The organism is Aquimarina litoralis, assembly GCF_039523995.1.
GTDB classification, from domain to species: Bacteria; Bacteroidota; Bacteroidia; order Flavobacteriales; family Flavobacteriaceae; genus Aquimarina; species Aquimarina litoralis.
The window spans coordinates 1-1,289 of sequence record NZ_BAAAGE010000022.1; the positions used below are offsets into that span (position 1 = coordinate 1).

The 1,289-nt window shown below is 37.2% G+C and carries 1 pseudogene; it reads right to left on the bottom strand.

Annotated elements, in window-relative coordinates:
- Positions 1-1,289, bottom strand: a pseudogene (locus ABD077_RS25090) (T9SS type A sorting domain-containing protein); the annotation flags it as partial.

Sequence of the window (1,289 nt, forward strand, 5' to 3'; positions counted from 1 at the left end):
CTAGCATCATCAAGTTCAGTTATATTTACATTTACTTGACTGGAGTTAGGACAAGTTCCAGTTGTGGTATAGGTTACTACATAATCCCCAGAATCACTATTTGTAATATCAATAACTCCTGAATTAGGATCAATATCTAATCCAGTTGTACTAGCGAATACTCCGCCCGTTAATCCTGTAATAGCAGGTGTTGTTTCGGATTGATCTTTACAATACAAGGATTGATCATAGCTAAAACTAGCATCATCAAGTTCAGTTATATTTACGTTTGCTTGACTGGAGTTAGGACAAGTTCCAGTTGTGGTATAGGTTACTACATAATCACCCGGATCACTGTTAGTAATATCAATAACTCCAGAAGCAGGATCAATATCCAATCCAGTTGTACTAGCGAATACTCCACCAGTTAGTCCTGTAATAGCAGGTGTTGCCTCAGATTGATCTTTACAATACAAGGATTGATCATAGCTAAAACTAGCATCATCAAGTTCAGTTATATTTACGTTTGCTTGACTGGAGTTAGGACAAGTTCCAGTTGTGGTATAGGTTACTACATAATCACCCGGATCACTGTTAGTAATATCAATAACTCCAGAAGCAGGATCAATATCCAATCCAGTTGTACTAGCGAATACTCCGCCTGTTAATCCTGTAATAGCAGGTGTTGCCTCAGATTGATCTTTACAATACAAGGATTGATCATAGCTAAAACTAGCATCATCAAGTTCAGTTATATTTACATTTACTTGACTGGAGTTAGGACAAGTTCCAGTTGTGGTATAGGTTACTACATAATCTCCCGGATCACTATTTGTAATATCAATAACTCCAGAAGCAGGATCAATATCCAAACCAGTTGTACTAGCGAATACTCCGCCTGTTAATCCTGTAATAGCAGGTGTTGCCTCAGATTGATCTTTACAATACAAGGATTGATCATAGCTAAAACTAGCATCATCAAGTTCAGTTATATTTACATTTACTTGACTGGAGTTAGGACAAGTTCCAGTTGTGGTATAGGTTACTACATAATCCCCAGAATCACTATTTGTAATATCAATAACTCCTGAATTAGGATCAATATCTAATCCAGTTGTACTAGCGAATACTCCGCCCGTTAATCCTGTAATAGCAGGTGTTGTTTCGGATTGATCTTTACAATACAAGGATTGATCATAGCTAAAACTAGCATCATCAAGTTCAGTTATATTTACGTTTGCTTGACTGGAGTTAGGACAAGTTCCAGTTGTGGTATAGGTTACTACATAATCACCCGGATCACTGTTAGT